Source organism: Aminobacter sp. MSH1 (genome assembly GCF_003071665.1).
In the GTDB taxonomy this organism is placed as follows: Bacteria; Pseudomonadota; Alphaproteobacteria; order Rhizobiales; family Rhizobiaceae; genus Aminobacter; species Aminobacter niigataensis.
In genome coordinates this window covers 1,494,049-1,510,877 of the sequence record NZ_CP026265.1, presented here as the reverse complement: position 1 = coordinate 1,510,877, position 16,829 = coordinate 1,494,049, and the positions used below count along the sequence as shown (strand labels likewise).

Genomic DNA, 16,829 nt, shown 5'->3' with positions numbered 1-16,829 from the left:
AACCCCTTGGGCCTGCGCCATTTCAGCAGGCATGAGACGCACAAAAACGTCGCCTATCTTTACCTCAGCCACAAATCCGGCCTCTGCGGCTCCTTTGCAGATGGCTGTGACTTGCCGTGCGGTTAGTGCGAGGCTTCGGGTCAATGTCGGCGTCCTATTTTTCGTGCTTGCTCAATCGTCAGGGTCGAGTTCGGATTTGAAGTAGTACCCGATTATTGCGCTCTCCAGACTCGCTCGCTTATGGCAGGAGAACTCCAGAAATCGCCAGCTCTTGGACGAGAGCATGGTTGCGGCAACCGGCAGCACATCATCTGGCATGATGATAACGCCCTCGTATCCGCCATGTATCATTGAGAGGGAGCCGACCGACTCAAACTTTCGCTTGGCATCGATCCTCTCGTCTTCCCTGAAGCCTGGCCCTTCAATAACTCGGATGCTGACGGGTAGACCGGCCTTGGCCGGCCCGTCTGATTTATGGACGCGGCATTTGATTTCTAGTGTCCGCGACTCCGAAAGGGGGTCCGAGGTTCGCCTTGACGGGTCCCACGCTAACGAAAGGGAATAATCCCATGACCAGTTCTCAATCGTCGTGAGGAGCCAGAAGTCATGCCGATCAATCGGCGGCGAACCTGTGACAGGCTCGGCCTCAGACCGCGCTTTGAGTTTCGCCGGCAATTTGATGCGGCTTTTCAAGCGATACCTCAGTTATTGCAAATGGCGTCCAACATCATCGACATTAGCTTGTCGCGCGCCTTCCGTTGCAACGTGTCTTGCGGCTCCGCTGCCAACAGCTCGTCAATCGACGCTCGTTTGTACGGTGGGCGCCCTGTACCGATGTAAATATGCCGCCTGTCCATATTGAAGACCAGCTTCCAACGTGCCGTCTCATCTTCGGCTAGGATGCTCGAAATGGGCTTCATGCTCGACACTCCTTTGGAAAACAAAAGACTGCCGAATGCTGGTAGGCTTCGCTATCGCAAGATTTGACTATTGACGGCGGCGTGCCTCTCCTATCGTGGGACGAAGACCTCCGTCACAGTTGCGTGCCTCAGCTTCTCTTCGCCACGCAAATGCTTTGCCAGGACGCGCAGCAAAGGCTGTACCGCCACGGCCCCCTTATTGCCGGCGTCTATCGGCGTGGCAAAGGCGCCCGCGTGCAGGAACTCCAAAGCCTGCCACAGCTCGTCCCGTTGTTCTTGCCTAACAGCGGGAATGGCCCGGCCCACATAACGCATGCTGGCATCGGTCTCTTCCGCGAGCAGCAGTGATGGTGCGGCGCCACGCTTGCGCTCATAGCCGATCACCACAAATTCGCCTGTGATGTAGCTCTTCGTCTTCAACCAGTCCTTTGACGGGCCGCCACGATAGACACTGGCACGCCGCTTGGACACGATGCCTTCGAGATCCATTTTCTCGACAGCGGCAAAGAATTCAGCGCCGTCGCCCTCGAACGCCTGGCTGAATTGCAGTGGGCAGGTAGGACGCGGGTCGCCCATCAACTCATGCAGCCGTAGACGGCGGTCCTCACAGCGCTGCTTGCGCAAGTCATTCCCGTCTAGACCGAGCAAATCAAACGCATAGAAGACTAGCCTTACGCTTTCCCATCGGATCGAGCTTGCAAGCTTCTTGAAGTCGCTTCGGCCACTTTCGTCTTGCACCACCATTTCGCCGTCCAGAATGGCGTCACGGTTCATGAGGTCGCTCGCCGCTGCCAGAACGGGTGCGTATTTCTTCGACCAGTCGTGGCCATTGCGGGTGAATGCGCGCGCTTCTCCCCCCGCAAGGTGAATTTGCGTTCGGTAGCCATCATATTTGATTTCGTGGGTCCAGCGGTCGCCCTCTGGCGGTTTGTCTACCAGCGTCGGGATGCAGGGCAGGAGAAAGGCGGATCGACGCTGACCCTTCATGAGCTAGCCATTCAAAGTCTCCTCGATAAATTAGAGAACGCTAAAGCAGTCAGAGGCGCAATGTGAATTGACTCCTCAAGGCATATGTTCCTATTTCGTTCTCATGCCACTGCTGTCCGAATACCCGTCCGATAAGGTCATCATCTCGTGCGAGAAGTGCGGAATGCGGAAGCAATACGACCGAGACGCCATGGTGCGCACGGGCGGGGACCGCACGCTAGCTCACTTGTTGGACGAGATTGTCGCCCGCGTTGGCTGCCCTAAAGCCAGCAGCCTGAGTGTCTACGACCGGTGCGGAGCTAAGTATGAGGAGTTGCTCGCACTGTTAACGGGGCTGCCGGAAGAATGACCGCAGCGAAGAAGCGTGAGAACGCCAAGCGCTGGCATATCCGCAAGAACCTGCCGCATGCGGTGGCGCTGCCGAATGACCTGTGCTGCATGGAGAATTATGACTTGATAGCGGCGTTCTGCCGTCGGTTCGAAACCGAGCCGATGATGCAGCATGTCATGGCGAAGTGGCCGAACGGCAAAAGCGAGGAATTTCGGCTCTATTGTTTTGCGACCCGCGAGGATGCCGAGGTGTTCGCCGCACATTTCGAGGGCGCGCATTTCGACCAGGTCAAGGACCGCGAAAAGGGGCGGGTCAACGGCGCCTGGCTACGAACGGACGAATGGAAGCCTATCGAGAGATGCGGCCCGTTGGAGCTGCCACGGTTCTTCCGTGAGTATGGGCGATAGGCAGATAGGCCCGGTCCTAAGGGCACTCGGGAAGATTTCGTTGGCATCACCACGCGCGTGGAAGATTTTTCGCCTGTCACCACGGGAGAAGGTTTTTCGGGCATCACTACGCGCGAGGAAGCGGGATGATTTTTTCCGCCTGGGTAGCGCGCGAAGGTTTTTCTGACATCACATCGTGCATGAACGGTGGACGGTCCCCGAATTAACGGGAAAGAATACGGGCCGTGGCCACTCGACGCGGTTTCAACCACTTAGCCGTGTAAAACATGCGAGCCTGTTAAATACAGGACGGAAACAGCAGACCCCGCTTTTTTGCGTCAGTATGCGAGCGCTTTTTTTCAGGCAGTGTGGCGCCTGTTAAAACAGTTCCGAAACAGGCCGGGCGAAGGTTTTGGTGAGGTCTCCACGCGCGAGGATCCATTCGGTTTCTAACGGCGGATAACGGCAGGTGGACCAATACGCGCACGCGCACGCGCGCGAGGGACGTTTCGCGACCAATACGCGCGCGCGGGGCTTTGAAAAACAATCAAAGGATATCAAACAATGGTTCGCGGCCAGAAACTCACACAGAGGCCCACCAGCGCACGTTTAGGCAGTGGCAGGCCGTCGGGTGGCTCAGCATGGCGCGAACGCCTCTCAGCGGGCTGATATAGCCGAAATCGCAGTGTTCGGTTGATTGGTGGAGGGGCGCAGGCTGGCGGGGGAGACCAAGAGCACCGCGACAAGGCCAATTGCACCGGCCAGGGCAAGAACGTGCAGGGTTTTCTTCATCGGGGCTAGATGGGTGCCCGGCGCCCGTCGATCAATGCTGAAAACAGCACGGTAACAGCAGGGCCGTAAGCCCTATCGCAGCCGGCGCGCTTCCCACGGTTCAAGAAAATCACCCTGCCACATGCCGCGCCGATCTGCCTTGGCCTCGGACTGCTCCCCCGCGTAGGCACCCCGGCTGTAGCGCGGCCAATCCAGCGCAAAGCCGTTACGAACCAGCCAGCGGGCAACACTCTCGCCGTCTGCCCGGTAGCAGTCCCCCACAAAGCGCTTGTAGCGGTCGCGACTGTGGTATTCGCACCTTGTCGGACGTGACGCGGCCAGGAATTCGTCCAGGGCGTTCGCTGCGGCCTGTCCGCACCGGTAGGCCTTGCCGTTGCCATCGTGGCAAACCTGCCAGCTTTCGGGAGCATCTACGCCATTGAGCCGAATTCGCTCGCCGGCAATTTCTACCGTGTCGCCGTCCACAACAGACGCCCGCCCTATAACGGGCCCTTGTGCCGCAGCGGGAGCTAGACCCAGTAACACCGCAAGCACGGTCAACGATGTGGGCACGCACTACCCCCTCGGCTGATTGTCGGTAGCCTTGGCCGACGCCCCCGATTGCTCCACAGCCATGTTTTCTTCCAGCTGTTTCCGAAGACGACGAGCCCACCGAGCCAGCGCGGCCTTGGAATTGCGCGTCTCTCGCCAATCCACCAGGGAAACAATCTCGGCGCTCATGCGATGGTCTCCCTAGCGAGTTCAGTCTCCAAGAGTCTGCATGCTCGTCCTGCGATAGGGTCGCCGTGGACGCGCTCTCCGTCACCGCAGAGCGCCTCCAACCGTTCATAAAACCGTTCTGCGTCTTCGGGGCTAAAACGCCGGCCTTTTTGGACCTCGCGGTCCAGCGCCGCGAGGAATGCGTGGTCGGCTCCAATGTTCAGGAGTTTCCTTGCTACCGTTTCGTCAGACTCATCACCGTTTTCCTCTTCGGAAAAGGTGCCCACCGGGAACACGGGTTCTTTCACCGAGTTAGCTTCCGAGAGTTTGGGCGCAAGTTCTTGCACCTCTGAGGCGCATGTTCTTGCACTGGAGTGGCGCACGCTCTTGCGCCCTCTCATATCGCGTTCGGCGGGGGTGACAGCAACGACACCCGCTTTCAAACGCTCTTCATAAGTACGCACTAGATCGCTCAGCTTTTGCCAATTCACCTGATAGGAGGTGCTCTCATTCCCACGCAGGCGCCGTTTGATTATCTGCTCCATTTCCAGCTCTTGCACGGCATATTGGACCGCGCGCCGTGAAAGCCCGGTTTCTTCTCGGAGCCGGGTTTGGCCAGGGTCACACCTCCCCGACGAAGCATTCGCGTGCCACACGAGCCAGGCACCAACCGTCCGCGAACTCGGCTTGAGCTTCGGAATCCAATGCAAAGCGTAAAGCGCTTGCGTCTTTTGCCCTTTCCCCGGTGCTCTGGACATGCCGTTAGCCCTCGTCGCTTGATCCTGCCCCAAAACAGGTCGCGCCCCTAGTCTGGGTTCCTCAATCTCACCCCTGATCCACCGCCATTTTTGGGAATGAAGATGATGCCGGCTGTTTCCAGGGCCGTCTGTACAGACTGGACATTCGCAGCCGAGCTGCGGGCAGGGCCGATGTCGTTGTCTTCCATGCGTCGGATTGTGGTCAGTGACAGGCCTGTGGCTTCCACTAGATCCGGCTGGGACCACTCCAAGAGAGCCCGTGCGGCCCTGATCTGCCTAGCGTCAAGCATGTCCGTTTCCCTCTGCAATTGAGCGGCTAGCGTGCATACGTAAACATTTACATATCATGAATAAACGAAAACTGTTGACGCCATGCGGTGTAGATGCTTAGATATAGACAGAAAGTGTTTATGGAGCAAGGGGCGTACCGGTTATGTTCTCGCGTTCGGAAATCATGTCAGCCGCATGGGCCATGTATCGCCGCCACTTTGCCGCCCGGCCCAGCCTGACCTTCAAGCTCAACCGCTCTGAGTTCGGGTTCTACCTCGCTACGGCGTGGCGGAATGCCAAGGCCGCCACCATGACGGGTGCAGAGCGCCGCAAGGAAGCAATCGTCAACCAGATCGAAGCCTTGAGCTTCAAGACGCTGCGGTATGACACCGCCCCAATGCGCCGGGCCTTGGAAAGCCAGATGTCCGCGTTTTCAGCCTAGGCGCACAGCGCCCAACCTTAACAAAACTCAACATCAGGGAGACAAAACAATGTCCACGCGCAAGGTGGCAGCCGCCGACGGCATGCCCGAAATCAACCGCCGCACCGCTCTTGTTGCTGGTGCAAACCTCGCCCTCTCCACCGCCGTCCTTGGGGTGACGGTTTCCCCTTCCGAGGCCGCCGAGCCAGAACAACCTTGGGTGAAGGCCCGTAGGTTGGCCCGCGAACTCTCCGACACCCTGGCCCAATGCGATGAAGGCCGCACAATGGCTTACATCTACCCAGCGTCTGCGGGGTATCACAGCAACATACTTTTCGGAGACATGGAGGGATCTGCCGAACACCGGCTAGAGTTCCACGCCAAGGCCTACTCTATGGCGGCTCGCGATATCGACGCCACGGCAACGTCGCTGTGGATGGGCCGCGCTGTCGATGACAGCAACCCGCAGCGCTTCAATGTCATCGTCGTGCGGGAGGGCTGACCATGGGCAACGTTGTGGCTCTGGCCGACTACATTGACCGTCCCCGGGCCGATGTGCTTGCAGACTACGTTAAGCCGGTCGAGGCTTGGGAAGAGGGGTGGGCGCGCTTCAAGATGTGCGACCATCAACGCGAAGTGGCGTGGTGGGCCTACCGACTGGCCAAAGCCATCCACGGCAAGAACAGTCTGGAAGCGATACAGGCCCGCCGTTACCGCGTGTCCGTCGAACGGGTTTGGGAGCATGAGGCCGTCAAGCTTTTGTACGTCGCCGCTCCTGCCGTGCGCTTCCTCCGCTGGAAAGAGCGGATTGCGACGGGAAGCCGCTGGTGCCCCGAAGTAGAGGCCGCACTAGAGCGCGACCGGCAGACGTTCGCGTGCCGCATCGAGGGGCAACGCAAGGCCGCTGCAACGCGCCGTGGCAGGAAGGCGGTGCACTCATGAGCCGCTTTATTCCCCAAGAGGACATGACCGCCGATCAAGTGATGCAATGCAGCTACGAAGCTGCGGCCATTATCCGCCTGTGCGAGAGCGCAGCCTGGGCCATCCAGAATGGCGGCGATTCCACCGAGTTATCCGACGCCATCGGTGCTGGGCTGCGAACCGCGCATGAACTGGTCGGCGTGATGCACGACGCCCTAGCGCGCCACGAAGGGAAAGGCGGTGAAGCATGAGCGCGCAAGCAATGAGCATCACTCGCCGTCTATTCCTTCGAAACACCGCCGCCGCATCGGCTGCCGTTGCGACCGTTGCCGCCCCTGCTGTTGTGGAGGCCGCCACCACCCCGCCCGTGTCCGGCATGGACCGTATCAAGCTGGCGCTTGATGAACTTCGGGCGGCGATGGACGACCATGTATCGCCCCAAGAAGGCCCGTGGGATGTGGTCTTGAATTGTGACCGTCGCCGGAAGGTCACGGCTATTTTGGTCGGCGGCAAGGTGTTTTTTCAAAGCGTCGATGCAGGGGCCGCCACCAGGGGCGGTGCGATATGACCGCCCGCCGTGCGCACATCATACCTACTCGCCGTAGCATTGAGGATGAGATTGAGCGGCTGATTGCCATACTCGACGCATTCGAGCCCGAGCCGGACCTAGAGCCCTATTCGGGGTGGACGGCGGGAGAGGCCGCGAACGAGGCGTATTCGCCCGAAGGCTTGGCCGACCTTGAGGAACAGCACGACTTGGAAATGAACGACTACGACGGCGAAACGTGCCAGTGGGCGCTAAGCCAGGACGTGCCGCAGAGTGGCCCGAACTGGCATGGCCTCCCGGTGGGGAGTTAAAAACCGAAACCGCAATGTTTACAGTGTCTTGGCCGTTTTATAATGGGGCGAAAATGGTGGCTGGTGCATACTAAAATAGATTCCAAGTAGTATCCCAGCCCCGCATTCACCTTCGCCCCATTGAAAATCAATGGGTTAAGTCAATTAAATGGCTGGTAATGGGTCCGAGCATCCTTTGCAAAAGTAGCAAACAAGTAGCAATGCCCGGCCTACCAGTTAGCTCGCAAAGCCATTATCTTTCCAAGGGTTTGCACCGGTTATCCGGCCACCAGTCAGATCGACAAGCCCTGATGCCGCTCGCCTAAAGTAGGCTCGGATAGGCGCGCCGGTTGATTTTAATCAAACGAAATCAATAATGTTTCATTTCGGAGCCGTAACGATTCCAATTGCGGCCTTCATGGAGGCAATCGACACATCCGTCGAACATCATCGAGCGCCCGGCGCAGAGCGGGGTGGATCGCGACATTCTTAGCAATCTCGGAAACGGGCCAGTAGCCGATGTCTGGTATTGGCGAACCATGGGAACGGACGATTATGCTGCAAACTGGCGGGGAGCCAGACGCTACCGGTTTGATGAAGAGGTCCGTAGGAAGCGGGCCGAACTACCTATGTCCACAGAGCAACCCCCTGTCGATACTGGGCACAAGTATCCGGTTGGTGAGCTGAACACCACCGTCCTGGACGAAGCCCCCAAGGTAATTAAGCCCGTGGTGCAGCTTGTGTTTGGCCGGATGCCGGGCCGCGCTGGCGGCATTGGCTCGATACACGTATCGCGCAACCTGACGGGCCTATCGGAGATGGCGTCGGATGCCAAATGCCTACAGTCCCCGGACACTCGCGTTAGAATGGCAGTGCTCTGAGCGGCACATCCGCAATCTGATCGAACGCGGCGAACTCAAAGCATTTCACCTAGGCGGCAAGCTGTTGAGAATCGAGGCGGCAGAGGTCGAGGCCTTCAAAGCGCGAAACGCTACAATCCAAGAATCCGAACCATCCGAGACCGTACCAAAAACGGATGACGCCCCTGTTCCGCCGAAAAGGAGCCGGGCAGCTCGGCTCGATTACCCGTTGCGCCAACTAAAGGCGACGAAAAACTAGGCTGGCAGTCATCTGTCTCCCTTCCATCGTTCGAAAGGATCAATTCCGTTCTTGAGCCAATGTTGAGAGGTGTGCCTCACTAGATCATAGGGCCCGCTGGCGCGGTACTCGAAAGACTGGGCCACCTCTGGCTTACGAATGCTCTCCCACAAGTGGGCAGTCAGGGACCGTGAGGCTCGCAACGAGGCGTGTTCGCGCGCAACTTCGCCATCTGAGAACTTGCCAATAAAGAGTTCGACTGCGGCCACGAGACTGTGCGCATCGTCGTGCGGTACGAAGCGGAGATAGTCGAGTTCAAGTAACGCACGGGCTTCCCGTTCTTCCTCAAATTTCTCCGGACTAGTAATCCATCCAATGCCGCCGATGGACACCTGTAGCGTCCCCATCTCGCATGCGTTGTAAAAAACACGGTACCGTCTGCCATACTCAGGCCCGTCGCTGACATAATCTCTTATCTCGGTGTCTCGAAGCTCTTCGACCGCCCATGGGTCAGCTATGTGCCTGTTCAACATGACACCAAACCACTTGAAGTCGTCGAACAGAATGTGGTGCGCGGGCGTAATGAACGACCTCACACCCTTTTCACAGATCGAGGCAGGAAGCTGGTGAACCGGCACATGGCGTTCACCATCCTCGATAGCTGCCACCATCCCGGAGTTTTGGGGGGTGAGCCGTCCTTCGACCAAACTCAGACGATAGGCCAAGCTGTGGTACGCAACAATCAGACCGAAGGCCACAATTGCCAAGGTGAACGTCTGATCACCAACGCCGAACAGATCCTTCGCCCAATAGATGATAAGAGCCCCAAACCCTAAACCAGCCCAAACCAGCATTTGCCGAGTCATTCAGAGCGCCCCCCCCAACGCATTCTCAACAATGCTCTCGGGCCTACTTGACCGCAAGACTCGACTTCGAAGTTGCTACCCCTAGGAGGGAACCTCACTCAGTAGGTTGCAGCGCCTCGATTTAGGCCTGGAAGGGGGGCTGAACGAAAGTCGGGCGTCGCCACTAAAATAGTGGAAAATAATGGGGCAGAATGTCTTTTGTTCGGATGTGGTGAAAGACTGTTCCGTTGAATTTTCTATGGGTCTCTCTTGATGAACCAATCTCCAGATCAGGCAATCTTCCCCATTATTCGCCGCCGATATGGCTCATTCGAAGAGGTGTGCGGCACTGGAAGCTTCATCGGTGCTGATGGATTGCTTATCACTTGCGCACATCTGTCAGACGGGGAAGCGGCTGACTACTTTCTGTCGCTACACCCCTACAATTTGACCAGCATCCTCGCTATCGAATGGCTTGTCGTTGATCATGAAGTAGATTTAGCGGTTGGACAGGTGGTCGGGCTTGAGGACACCCCCTACCTCGAAATCGCTGAATACCAAGCCCCCCCCAAAAGGTTCAGCAATAAGCGTGCCGGGCTTCGAGTATGGAATATCCAGGAACGGGGCCTACTTCATGCGCCGCGCAGAGCTCAAATGGGCGTCGGGTACCTGCATAGGCCAAATCGAAGACGAGGTGCGGATTCCTGCGGGCCGGTATCAAGCCAAGAAATTTCCAGCGCTGCTTACATCGGGAAGACTCCGAACAGGATTTAGCGGCTCGCCAGTGCTCAATGAATCTGGCTGCTTGGCAGCAATTCACAGTTCGAGCTCGCCGCCAGGACCAGAACACGCAGGAGAGTCGTTGAACGTTCGGCTGGACGCGGTGGCAGCGATAATAAACCTCGTGAGAGGCCATATTTCTGCAGCTGACTACGCTGGCGGAAGGGCTGGCGGCTTGGGTGGTTCGCAAGTCTGATAGTAGAAATCCATGTCCGCTATCATAGCCTTGCGCCCGTTCACCTCGGCAAACCGGAAGTGGAACGTTGAGGGGTTCCCGGCCCCGTGCGGATCGATGAATGTCGCCCGTTTGACGCTCGGCAGGCCCTCAACCTCATAGACGATGAATTGAAAGTCCAAGAGACCATCGCCGGGGAAGTGCACCGACAGATCGGCGCCGTTGTCCTGTATCCATGAATCGGCGTCTGTCTCGTGGACATACCACCGGCAATCCTCCGCATGAGCAGGGAGCGCGAGAGCGACCAAAGCCCCAAGCAGGAGAAAGCTACGACGCATAATTGCGGGCACCCCATTCGCCGGACGCCCTTACTATGCGCCTGGCTCCCACCAGCGACAAGGCAGGCCCGAATTTGGGGTTAATTCCGCGACCCTCGGAGCACTTATTTGACTGTTATTTGATGAGTTTTGCCGTAGCCCGGCTAAGTACTTGAAATCGTTGGTACGCCCAAGGGGAATCGAACCCCTGTTCCCGCCGTGAGAGGGCGGTGTCCTGACCGCTAGACGATGGGCGCAGCCGAGATCGGCGATATAGGCTGGCGTTTTCGAAAAAGCAACAGCCCCCATCGGGTTATTATTGCGTCCGACCTGCCGTTCAATGCCGATGTTCGATCAGATCCCACAGATTGCCGTGGATATCGGCGAATACCGCAACCGTGCCATAGGCCTCGTGGCGCGGCGTTTCGCGAAATTCGACGCCGTTGGCCAGCATCTGCGCGTGGTCGCGGGCAAAATCGTCGGTCTCGAGGAACAGGAATACCCGGCCACCGGTCTGGTTGCCGATGCTTGCTGCTTGCGCCTCGCCGTCGGCCTTGGCCAGAAGCAGCCTCGCCCCCTGCCCGCCGCCCGGCTCGACCGTCACCCAGCGCTTGCCGCCGCCGAGATCGACGTCCTCGACAAGCACGAAGCCGAGTTTTTCGCCGTACCAGGCGATCGCGGCGTCATAGTCCGCGACCACCACCGAAACCGTGGCAACCTTCCGCCCGGAGGCAGGAAATCCGCTCACTGCGCCTTGACCGCGAACTGGCCGATCAGCCGGCGCTGGGCAATGTCGTAGACGAAGATCGATCGGCTGCCGTCGCTGAGTTCGGCGTCGATCGAGATGCGGTTGCCGGACAGCGCCTGCGACACGATCTTTGCGCCAGCGGGCAGGATGATGTCACCGGTCAGCTGGCTGCCCGCCGGCACGGCAATCTCGCCGCCCGCAACCGCGGCAGCGGGTGGCGCCGTCCGCGATTTGTAGACAACGCCGCCAATGACGGCCATAAGGGCGATGAACAACAGCCCCAAATTGATGATGAAGAAGCGGATGAGTTTCCTGCGGACGCGCTCAACCGACGGGTCGAGCGGCTTGTCTTCTTCTTCAATGGCGGGCCGAGACATGGCAAAATTTCCGGAACAATTGGTATGAGCGCATCAGATAGCGAAGCGACAGGCACTTTGATAGTGCTCGAAGCCGACGCCGATGCCGCAGGCCTGCGGCTCGACCAGTGGCTGGCCGCTCGCCTCGCGCCCGATCTGTCGCGCAGCCGTGTCCAGGCGTTGATCAAACAGGGCGCTGTTCGCGTTGCCGGCAAGGTCGTCAATGAAGCCAAGCGCAAGCTCGCTCCAGGCGAACAGATTGCCATCGACATGCCCGAGCCTGAACCGGCGGAGCCCGAAGGCGAGGCGATCGCCCTCGACATCCTCTATGAGGACGACGAGCTGATCGTCATCAACAAGCCTGCCGGCCTCGTCGTCCATCCCGGCGCCGGCAACTGGACCGGCACGCTGGTCAACGCCCTGATCCACCATTGCGGCGAAAGCCTGTCGGGCATCGGCGGCGTCAAGCGGCCGGGCATCGTCCACCGCCTCGACAAGGAGACGTCGGGCGTCATGGTCGTCGCCAAGACCGACCGCGCCCACAAGTCCTTATCGGAAGCCTTCGCCGACCATGGCCGCACCGGCGACCTCGAACGTGCCTATGACGCGCTGGTCTGGGGCATCCCGCAGCGGCTGACCGGCACCATCGATGCGCCGCTCGGCCGCCATGCCGACCGTGTCCGCCGCGCCGTCGTGCCCGAGCATCGCGACGACGCCCGCCATGCCATCACCCACTTCACCGTGCTGGAGCGCTTCGGCACCGGGCAGGCGGAGTTTGCCGCCGCCAGCCTGGTCGAGTGCCGGCTGGAAACCGGCCGCACCCACCAGATCCGCGTCCACATGGCCCATATCGGCCACCCCGTCGTCGGCGATCCCGACTACGGCCAGGCCTTCCGCACCAAGTCCAACCGCCTGCCCGAGCCGCTGAAATCCGCCGTCCAGGCGTTTCCGCGCCAGGCTCTGCACGCCAGGCTCCTTGCATTTCGCCACCCGGCTACCCATCTGATCATGCGGTTCGAGGCGCCTTTGCCTCGCGACATGGGGGAGTTGGTCGAAGGGTTTCGGAATCTCTGAACCTCCGATCAGAAAACCTGACTCGCATTGTTCACTTTGGCGTGACACACTGTTTCGCATTGAACAAATCGTGTCTTTTCCGGTTTTGTTCCTGTATAAAACCCATGGCGCGACAGTGCATTCGGCAGCCGCGCCACATGCTCGCCTGGATCAGGGGGCATTTCTCGTGCAGAGGGAGGGCGCTATATGGCCCAGTCACTACCCAGTATCGTCTCCGGCGAAGGCGGCCTCAGCCGCTACCTGGAAGAAATCCGCCGCTTTCCGATGCTCCAGCCGCAGGAAGAGTACATGCTCGCCAAGCGGTACAATGAGCATGAGGACACCACCGCCGCCCACAAGCTGGTCACCAGCCATTTGCGTCTCGTGGCCAAGATCGCCATGGGCTATCGCGGCTATGGCCTGCCCATCGGCGAAGTCATCTCGGAAGGCAATGTCGGCCTGATGCAGGCCGTCAAGAAATTCGAGCCGGAGCGTGGCTTCCGACTGGCCACCTACGCCATGTGGTGGATCAAGGCTTCGATCCAGGAATACATCCTGCGCTCGTGGTCGCTGGTCAAGATGGGCACCACCGCCAACCAGAAGCGTCTGTTCTTCAACCTGCGCAAGGTCAAGGGCAAGATCCAGGCGCTCGACGACGGCGACCTGAAGCCCGAGCACATCACCGAGATCGCCACGCGCCTCAACGTGTCCGAGGCCGAGGTCGTGTCGATGAACCGCCGCCTGTCGGGCGACGCCTCGCTCAACGCCCCGATCCGCGCCAGCGAAGGCGAGTCGGGCGAGTGGCAGGACTGGCTGGTCGACGACCACGACAGCCAGGAAACCATGCTCATCGAGCAGGACGAACTCGACAACCGCCGCGGCATGCTAGCCAGCGCCATGTCGGTGCTCAACGACCGCGAAAAGCGCATCTTCGAGGCACGCCGCCTTTCCGACGAGCCGCTGACGCTGGAAGAGCTTTCGGCCGAGTTCGACATCTCCCGCGAGCGCGTCCGCCAGATCGAGGTCCGTGCCTTCGAAAAGGTCCAGGACGCGGTCAAGGCCGCCGCCAAGAAGCAGGCCCAGGCGCTCCGCACCATCGACGCCTGATCCTGTAGGCTTCACCAACAAAAAAACGCGCCGGCAAAACCGGCGCGTTTTTCGTTTTGGTCTCCACTTTCCCCCGAAGGTGGAAGCCCGTCCCTAACCCTTCTTCACCAAACTCAGCGCCAGTTGTTCCATGCGCTCGGCCAGCGAGCCCAGCGCGCCGGTCAGCGCTGCGTCGTTCTTATCGGCCTTGGTCAGCGCGTCGTCGCGCGTCTTGCGCAGCGTCAGGACCTCGGTCTCCATGCCCTTGACGCGCTTCTGCAGCTCGGAAAGCTCGTCCATCACCATGATGCCGGCCATTACCGTCAGCCGCTGGTCGCCGATTTCGCCGAAAGAGTCCTTGAGGTGCAGCACGTAGCGGTCGAAGCGGTTGGCGAGATCGATCAGATGCTCTTCCTGCCCTTCGTCGCAGGCCATGCGGTATTGCTTGCCGTCGATGGTAACAGTGACTTGCGCCATCTCCATCCTACCTGTCCAGAACGGCGCGGATTGTCTCCATGGCGGTCACGAGCCGCCGCGAGACTTCCTTGTTGGCTTCTTCCAGCCTTTCGGCGCGGGCTTCGGAATTGTCGAGCTCCTGCGCCAGGCGGGCACGGTCGGCATTCATGCGCTGAACCTCGGCTTCGGCCTCGCCGTAGTCCTGCTCGTGCTCGAGCCGAGCAGCGACCGCACTTTCGAGCGTCTCGATCGCCCTGCCAAGCCGGCCAATGACTTCCCTGAGTGTCGTATCTCCGGTCATGGCTCCCGTAGACCCTCGCCCATCACCGAATCGCGCACGTTTCAGAACGCGTTATGCGTGAAACATTAGGCACCGGTTGAAGGAGGCGTCAACAAAGCTGTTAGGCCTTTCCCCCAATAACCGCACGAGCGCTAATATCGGAAAGGCACGCAGGCGTGACTTGGCGCCGCAATGGGGGTGCGAAAACGCACCGATTTATTGACTCAAGCCCTATGCCTGCTATGTGTCGCGCACTTTTCCGGGGCTCCCACTGCCCCACTTTCCAAGGGTTATGGGAGGGACGATGTCCTCGCGCGAAAAACACGACCGGATGGCCAATGCGATCCGCTTTCTGTCCATCGATGCCGTAGAGAAGGCCAATTCCGGCCACCCCGGCCTGCCGATGGGCGCCGCCGACGTCGCAACCGTGCTCTACACCCGCTTCCTCAAGCATGATCCGGCCAACCCGCATTGGCACGACCGCGACCGCTTCGTGCTCTCGGCCGGCCACGGCTCGATGCTGCTCTACTCGCTGCTCTATCTCTCGGGCTACGAGGACATCACGCTCGACGAGATCAAGAATTTCCGCCAGCTCGGCTCCAAGACCGCCGGCCATCCCGAATACGGCCACGCCGCCGGCATCGAGACCACCACCGGCCCGCTCGGCCAGGGCCTCGCCAACGCGGTCGGCATGGCGCTCGCCGAACGCATCATGAATGCGCAGTTCGGCGACAAGCTGGTCGACCACTACACCTACGTGCTCGCCGGCGACGGCTGCCTCATGGAAGGCATCTCGCAGGAAGCGCTATCCTTTGCCGGTCACCTCAAGCTCAACAAGCTGATCGTCTTCTGGGACCACAACAACATCTCGATCGATGGCCCGATCTCGCTCGCCGACTCGACCGACCAGCTCGCCCGCTTCGCAGCTTCCGGCTGGAACACGATTGCCATTGACGGTCACGACCCCGAGGCCATTGCCGGCGCCATCGAGGCCGCCAAGCGTTCCGACCGTCCGACCCTGATCGCAGCCAAGACCACCATCGGCTTCGGCTCGCCCGCCAAGGCCGGCACCAACAAGGTCCATGGCTCACCGCTCGGCGCTGCCGAAATCGAAGCCACCCGCAAGGCGCTCGGCTGGGACTACCCGGCCTTCGAAATCCCCTCGGACATCCTCGACGCCTGGCGTCTCGCCGGCCTCAACTCGGCCAAGAAGCGCAACGACTGGGAAAAGCGCCTCGCCGAGGCCGAAACCGAAGTTCGCGCCGAATTCGAACGCCGCATGCGCGGCGACCTGCCGGCCAATTTCGACGCTACCATCGCCGAGTACAAGAAGAAGCTCGCCGCCGACAAGCCGAAGGTCGCCACCCGCAAGTCGTCGGAAATGGCGCTTGAGGTCATCAACGGCGTCGTGCCCGAGACCATCGGCGGCTCGGCCGATCTCACCGGCTCCAACAACACCAAGACCAGCCAGACCAAGCCGATCTCGGCCGAAGACTACGGCCAGCGCTTCGTCCACTACGGCATCCGCGAGCACGGCATGGCGGCAGCCATGAACGGCATGGCGCTGCATGGCGGCGTCATCCCCTACTCCGGCACCTTCCTGTGCTTCTCCGACTATGCCCGTCCGGCAATGCGCCTGGCATCCCTCATGGGCATCCGCGTCGGCTTCGTCATGACCCACGATTCGATCGGTCTCGGCGAAGACGGCCCGACGCACCAGCCGGTCGAGCACTTCGCAGCACTTCGCGCCATTCCCAACCACATCGTCTTCCGCCCGGCTGACGCGACCGAAGCCGCCGAATGCTGGCAGCTGACGCTCGAAAACCGCACCACCCCCTCGACGCTGGCGCTCACCCGCCAGAACCTGCCGGCCGTGCGCACCGAGTTCGTCGAGGAAAACCTCTGCGGCTACGGCGCCTACGAACTGGCCACCGCCGAGGGCGATGCCGAAGTCACCATCTTCGCCACCGGTTCCGAGGTCGAGATCGCGCTCGGTGCCCGCAAGCTGCTGCAGGACGCCGGCCACCCGACCCGCGTCGTTTCGGTGCCTGCTTTCGAGCTGTTCGAAAAGCAGAGCCCCGAATACCGCAAGGCGATGATCGGCAACGCCAAGGTCAAGATCGCCATCGAGGCCGGCATCCGCATGGGCTGGGACAGCTTCATCGGCACCGACGGCATCTTCATCGGCATGCACGGCTTCGGCGCCAGCGCCCCGATCGAAGACCTCTACAAGCATTTCGGCATCACCGCCGAGGCAGCCGCCCAGGCTGCCAAGGCTCGGCTTCAGGCTTAAGACGTTCCCCCAGGAGGATC

21 protein-coding genes and 1 tRNA gene are annotated in these 16,829 nt (G+C 60.1%); 10 read left to right on the top strand and 12 right to left on the bottom strand.

The window, feature by feature from the left end; genetic code table 11:
• Nucleotides 1-171: 171 nt before the first annotated feature.
• From CO731_RS07505 to ligD, 3 genes are all read right to left on the bottom strand, one after another.
• Complete coding sequence (locus CO731_RS07505) at nt 172-693, bottom strand: hypothetical protein (RefSeq protein ID WP_108606635.1); 522 nt, start codon at nt 691-693, stop codon at nt 172-174.
• Nucleotides 694-701: 8 nt separating this feature from the next.
• Complete coding sequence (locus tag CO731_RS07500; RefSeq protein WP_108606634.1) at nt 702-920, bottom strand: hypothetical protein; 219 nt, start codon at nt 918-920, stop codon at nt 702-704.
• Between the two features lie 90 nt (nt 921-1,010).
• Nucleotides 1,011-1,907, bottom strand: coding sequence for a non-homologous end-joining DNA ligase (gene ligD, locus CO731_RS07495; RefSeq protein ID WP_108606633.1), 897 nt, complete (start codon nt 1,905-1,907; stop codon nt 1,011-1,013).
• Nucleotides 1,908-2,252: 345 nt separating this feature from the next.
• On the opposite strand from ligD, the gene CO731_RS07485 reads away from it, so the two are divergent.
• Complete coding sequence (locus CO731_RS07485) at nt 2,253-2,645, top strand: hypothetical protein (protein WP_108606631.1); 393 nt, start codon at nt 2,253-2,255, stop codon at nt 2,643-2,645.
• An 843-nt stretch (nt 2,646-3,488) separates the two neighbouring features.
• Here the strand turns inward: CO731_RS07485 and CO731_RS07480 are convergent.
• From CO731_RS07480 to CO731_RS07475, 3 genes are read right to left on the bottom strand one after another with little or no spacing between them, the layout of a single operon-like run.
• Nucleotides 3,489-3,956, bottom strand: coding sequence for a thermonuclease family protein (locus CO731_RS07480; protein WP_245439800.1), 468 nt, complete (start codon nt 3,954-3,956; stop codon nt 3,489-3,491).
• 15 nt (nt 3,957-3,971) lie between these two features.
• Nucleotides 3,972-4,136 carry a hypothetical protein gene (locus CO731_RS28635; RefSeq protein ID WP_159091584.1) on the bottom strand — a complete coding sequence of 55 codons (165 nt, stop codon included), beginning with the start codon at nt 4,134-4,136 and terminating at the stop codon, nt 3,972-3,974.
• Complete coding sequence (locus CO731_RS07475; RefSeq protein WP_108679423.1) at nt 4,133-4,660, bottom strand: hypothetical protein; 528 nt, start codon at nt 4,658-4,660, stop codon at nt 4,133-4,135. Before CO731_RS07475 ends, CO731_RS28635 begins: the two co-directional genes overlap by 4 nt.
• Before the next feature lie 646 nt (nt 4,661-5,306).
• On the opposite strand from CO731_RS07475, the gene CO731_RS07465 reads away from it, so the two are divergent.
• The 6 genes from CO731_RS07465 to CO731_RS07440 are packed head-to-tail and all read left to right on the top strand — an operon-like array spanning nt 5,307 to nt 7,343.
• Nucleotides 5,307-5,585 (top strand): hypothetical protein, encoded by a 279-nt coding sequence (locus tag CO731_RS07465; protein ID WP_108606628.1) that lies wholly within the window; start codon nt 5,307-5,309, stop codon nt 5,583-5,585.
• A gap of 49 nt (nt 5,586-5,634) precedes the next feature.
• Nucleotides 5,635-6,066: a hypothetical protein gene (locus CO731_RS07460; RefSeq protein WP_108606627.1), complete on the top strand. Its 432-nt coding sequence runs from the start codon at nt 5,635-5,637 to the stop codon at nt 6,064-6,066.
• A gap of 2 nt (nt 6,067-6,068) precedes the next feature.
• Complete coding sequence (locus CO731_RS07455) at nt 6,069-6,506, top strand: hypothetical protein (protein ID WP_108606626.1); 438 nt, start codon at nt 6,069-6,071, stop codon at nt 6,504-6,506.
• Nucleotides 6,503-6,736 (top strand): hypothetical protein, encoded by a 234-nt coding sequence (locus tag CO731_RS07450; RefSeq protein ID WP_108679422.1) that lies wholly within the window; start codon nt 6,503-6,505, stop codon nt 6,734-6,736. The genes CO731_RS07455 and CO731_RS07450 overlap by 4 nt, the downstream gene beginning before the upstream one ends.
• Nucleotides 6,733-7,053, top strand: a complete 321-nt coding sequence (locus tag CO731_RS07445; protein ID WP_108606624.1) for a hypothetical protein — start codon at nt 6,733-6,735, stop codon at nt 7,051-7,053. The genes CO731_RS07450 and CO731_RS07445 overlap by 4 nt, the downstream gene beginning before the upstream one ends.
• Nucleotides 7,050-7,343 carry a hypothetical protein gene (locus CO731_RS07440; protein WP_108606623.1) on the top strand — a complete coding sequence of 98 codons (294 nt, stop codon included), beginning with the start codon at nt 7,050-7,052 and terminating at the stop codon, nt 7,341-7,343. The genes CO731_RS07445 and CO731_RS07440 overlap by 4 nt, the downstream gene beginning before the upstream one ends.
• Nucleotides 7,344-8,449: 1,106 nt before the next feature.
• Here the strand turns inward: CO731_RS07440 and CO731_RS07430 are convergent.
• From CO731_RS07430 to CO731_RS07410, 4 genes are all read right to left on the bottom strand, one after another.
• Nucleotides 8,450-9,286 carry a hypothetical protein gene (locus tag CO731_RS07430; protein ID WP_108606621.1) on the bottom strand — a complete coding sequence of 279 codons (837 nt, stop codon included), beginning with the start codon at nt 9,284-9,286 and terminating at the stop codon, nt 8,450-8,452.
• Nucleotides 9,287-10,719: 1,433 nt separating this feature from the next.
• Nucleotides 10,720-10,794 (bottom strand) — tRNA-Glu (locus CO731_RS07420).
• 80 nt (nt 10,795-10,874) lie between these two features.
• Nucleotides 10,875-11,285 carry a VOC family protein gene (locus tag CO731_RS07415; protein WP_108606619.1) on the bottom strand — a complete coding sequence of 137 codons (411 nt, stop codon included), beginning with the start codon at nt 11,283-11,285 and terminating at the stop codon, nt 10,875-10,877.
• A complete protein-coding gene (locus CO731_RS07410; protein ID WP_108606618.1) occupies nt 11,282-11,662 on the bottom strand; it encodes a fimbrial protein in 381 nt (126 codons plus the stop codon). The genes CO731_RS07415 and CO731_RS07410 overlap by 4 nt, the downstream gene beginning before the upstream one ends.
• Before the next feature lie 24 nt (nt 11,663-11,686).
• On the opposite strand from CO731_RS07410, the gene CO731_RS07405 reads away from it, so the two are divergent.
• Together CO731_RS07405 and rpoH are read left to right on the top strand one after the other, a co-directional pair.
• Nucleotides 11,687-12,715: an RluA family pseudouridine synthase gene (locus CO731_RS07405; RefSeq protein WP_108606617.1), complete on the top strand. Its 1,029-nt coding sequence runs from the start codon at nt 11,687-11,689 to the stop codon at nt 12,713-12,715.
• A gap of 186 nt (nt 12,716-12,901) precedes the next feature.
• Nucleotides 12,902-13,801 (top strand): RNA polymerase sigma factor RpoH, encoded by a 900-nt coding sequence (gene rpoH, locus CO731_RS07400; protein WP_108606616.1) that lies wholly within the window; start codon nt 12,902-12,904, stop codon nt 13,799-13,801.
• 93 nt (nt 13,802-13,894) lie between these two features.
• Here rpoH and CO731_RS07395 read toward each other — a convergent pair whose 3' ends face one another.
• Complete coding sequence (locus CO731_RS07395) at nt 13,895-14,257, bottom strand: cell division protein ZapA (RefSeq protein WP_108609686.1); 363 nt, start codon at nt 14,255-14,257, stop codon at nt 13,895-13,897.
• Nucleotides 14,258-14,264: 7 nt separating this feature from the next.
• Nucleotides 14,265-14,537, bottom strand: coding sequence for a DUF4164 domain-containing protein (locus tag CO731_RS07390; RefSeq protein ID WP_055974268.1), 273 nt, complete (start codon nt 14,535-14,537; stop codon nt 14,265-14,267).
• 283 nt (nt 14,538-14,820) lie between these two features.
• Here CO731_RS07390 and tkt point away from each other — a divergent pair, with 283 nt between their 5' ends.
• On the top strand, nt 14,821-16,809 hold the full coding sequence (gene tkt, locus CO731_RS07385) for a transketolase (protein ID WP_108606615.1): 1,989 nt from the start codon (nt 14,821-14,823) through the stop codon (nt 16,807-16,809).
• Nucleotides 16,810-16,829: the final 20 nt, after the last annotated feature.